This window comes from Paracoccus sp. (in: a-proteobacteria) (genome assembly GCF_047973135.1).
Taxonomy (GTDB): domain Bacteria; phylum Pseudomonadota; class Alphaproteobacteria; order Rhodobacterales; family Rhodobacteraceae; genus Paracoccus.
In genome coordinates, this window is sequence record NZ_JBKEBL010000180.1 from 1 (window position 1) to 2,438 (window position 2,438).

Sequence of the window (2,438 nt, forward strand, 5' to 3'; positions counted from 1 at the left end):
GCGGCGGCGTGCGCGGCGGGTGGAAGAACCTCAAGGCGGTGATCCCCGGCGGCGCATCCTGCCCCGTGCTGACCGCCGAGATGTGCGAAGATGCCATCATGGATTACGACGGGATGCGGTCGATGAAATCCAGCTTCGGCACCGCCTGCATGATCGTGATGGATCAGGACACCGATGTCATCAAGGCGGTCTGGCGGCTGTCGAAATTCTTCAAGCATGAAAGCTGCGGCCAGTGTACGCCCTGCCGCGAAGGCACCGGCTGGATGATGCGGGTGATGGAGCGTCTGGTAAAGGGCGAGGCCGAGGTCGAGGAAATCGACATGCTGCTGGATGTGACCAAGCAGGTCGAGGGCCACACGATCTGCGCCCTTGGCGACGCCGCCGCATGGCCGATTCAGGGCCTGATCCGCAATTTCCGCGAGGAAATCGAGGACCGCATCAAGGCCAAACGCACCGGGCGCATGGGCGCCATGGCGGCCGAGTGATGACAGAGTTCGCGCCATATGGGCATGCGATTGCCTCGCTGGTCCTGTTCGCGCTGATCGCGATGGCGCTGGCTCCGATTGCGGCGACGGCGAAGATGAAGGATGGCGTCGCGCCCGGCGGGACGCCTGTTGAGGACTATGCCAGCCGTGCCTATCGCCTGCATCGCGCACAGCAGAATGCCGCCGAATCGCTGCCGGTCTTTGTGGCGGTGACGGTTGCCGCGATGCTGGCCGGGGTGTCGCCGCATTGGGTGAACTGGCTGGCCTCGCTGGTGATCGTGGCGCGGTTGGCGATGCTGTATTTTCACGTCAGCGGCAAGGGCGATCCCTATACCGGTCCGCGCTCGATGGCCTATGCCGCGTCGATGCTGTGTTATCTGGTCATGGCGATCCTGACGCTGGTGATGGTGTTCTGATGCAGAAACCCGGTCATCATCTCGCAGAGCTGAATGTAGGCCGGCTAGTCGCGCCGACCGGCGATCCGCGCGTGGCCGAGTTCATGGCGGGGCTGGACCGGATCAACGGCATGGGCAGGCGGATGCCGGGTTTCGTCTGGATGATGGAAGGCTCGGGCGAGCCGGGGACCGGGAATACCGAAAACAAGATCGGCGGCGATCCGCAATTCGTTTCCAACCTGACGGTCTGGGAAAACGCGGAATCGTTGGAAAAATTCGTCTGGCAGACCGCGCACCGGCAATTCTATGAACGCCGGGCCGAGTGGTTTGAACTGCTGGGCCAGATGCATTTCGTCATGTGGTGGGTGCCTGCCGGGCACAAGCCGACGCTGGACGAGGCGCTGGCGCGGCTGGATCACATGCGCGAACATGGCGACGGCGACCATGCCTTTGGCTGGTCATGGCTGAAACAGGCGCGGCTGTGGCGGACGCGCGGTTGCGACCGGAAGGCGGGCTGATGCGTGGCGTGGGGGCATATATGTTGCCGGGGGTCGTTACGGCCTTGCTAGGCGCGACCGCACTGCCTGCTGCCGCGCAGCCGGTGCCTCTGTCGCAGGAAAAATACATCAACGACCGGCTGATCGCGGCGCGTATCGCTGACAGGATCCGCAAGGAATGCCCCTCGATCGAGGGGCGCAGGCTTTTCGCCTTTGGTCAGGCCCGCAAGCTGTATGACTATGCCCGCTCAAAGGGCTATGACCATGATGAGATTGTCAGCTATATCGATGACGATGCGGCCAAGAAACGCGTCTATGCGGTTGCCGACGATTACATGGCGCGGAACGGTGTGGTCAAAGGCGATGCCGAAAGCTATTGCCGCCTTGGGCGGGACGAAATCGCACGGAAGACGGTCAGCGGATCGCTTCTGAGTGCCAAGTAAGGATGGAATGATGGCCGAATTGCGGACAATCAGGATCGATGGCAAGGAAATCGAGGTCGATCCCAACCTGACCCTGATCCAGGCCTGCGAACAGGCCGGGGTCGAGATCCCGCGCTTTTGCTATCACGAGCGGTTGTCGATCGCCGGTAACTGCCGGATGTGTCTGGTCGAGGTCGTGGGCGGCCCGCCGAAGCCCGCCGCATCCTGCGCGATGCAGGTCAAGGATCTGCGCCCCGGACCCGAGGGTGCCCCGTCCGAGATCAGGACCAACAGCCCCATGGTCAAAAAGGCCCGCGAGGGCGTGATGGAGTTCCTGCTGATCAATCACCCGCTGGATTGCCCGATCTGCGATCAGGGCGGCGAATGCGATTTGCAGGATCAGGCGATGGCCTATGGCGTCGATTTCAGCCGCTATCGCGAACCCAAGCGCGCCCCCGAGGAACTGAACCGTGGCCCGCTGGTCGAAACCCACATGACGCGCTGCAGGTCCTGCACCCGCTGCGAGCGCGTCACCCCCGAGGTCGCGGGCATCACCCAGATGGGCCAGACCGGCCGGGGCGAGGATAGCGAGATTTCCAGCTATCTGAACCAGACGCTGAATTCGAACATGCAGGGCAC

The 2,438-nt window shown here is 63.0% G+C and carries 5 protein-coding genes; all 5 read left to right on the forward strand.

Annotated elements, in window-relative coordinates; translation table 11 throughout:
- Positions 1 to 485: NADH-ubiquinone oxidoreductase-F iron-sulfur binding region domain-containing protein (locus ACK5L9_RS13805; protein ID WP_416912046.1), on the forward strand; the 485-nt coding region annotated here is incomplete at its 5' end.
- Positions 485 to 901 (forward strand): MAPEG family protein, encoded by a 417-nt coding sequence (locus ACK5L9_RS13810; protein ID WP_416912047.1) that lies wholly within the window; start codon positions 485 to 487, stop codon positions 899 to 901. The genes ACK5L9_RS13805 and ACK5L9_RS13810, both read left to right, overlap by 1 nt.
- Positions 901 to 1,398 (forward strand): DUF3291 domain-containing protein, encoded by a 498-nt coding sequence (locus ACK5L9_RS13815; protein ID WP_416912048.1) that lies wholly within the window; start codon positions 901 to 903, stop codon positions 1,396 to 1,398. Before ACK5L9_RS13810 ends, ACK5L9_RS13815 begins: the two co-directional genes overlap by 1 nt.
- On the forward strand, positions 1,398 to 1,820 hold the full coding sequence (locus ACK5L9_RS13820) for a DUF5333 domain-containing protein (protein WP_416912049.1): 423 nt from the start codon (positions 1,398 to 1,400) through the stop codon (positions 1,818 to 1,820). The genes ACK5L9_RS13815 and ACK5L9_RS13820 overlap by 1 nt, the downstream gene beginning before the upstream one ends.
- Before the next feature lie 10 nt (positions 1,821 to 1,830).
- The coding region (locus ACK5L9_RS13825) for a 2Fe-2S iron-sulfur cluster-binding protein (protein ID WP_416912050.1) at positions 1,831 to 2,438 on the forward strand (608 nt) is incomplete at its 3' end.

Bases quoted from the DNA above. Each gene is read 5' to 3' on its own strand.
- ACK5L9_RS13810 (WP_416912047.1), top strand. From the start codon at position 485: ATGACAGAGTTCGCGCCATATGGGCATGCGATTGCCTCGCTGGTCCTG.
- ACK5L9_RS13815 (WP_416912048.1), top strand. From the start codon at position 901: ATGCAGAAACCCGGTCATCATCTCGCAGAGCTGAATGTAGGCCGGCTA.
- ACK5L9_RS13820 (WP_416912049.1), top strand. From the start codon at position 1,398: ATGCGTGGCGTGGGGGCATATATGTTGCCGGGGGTCGTTACGGCCTTG.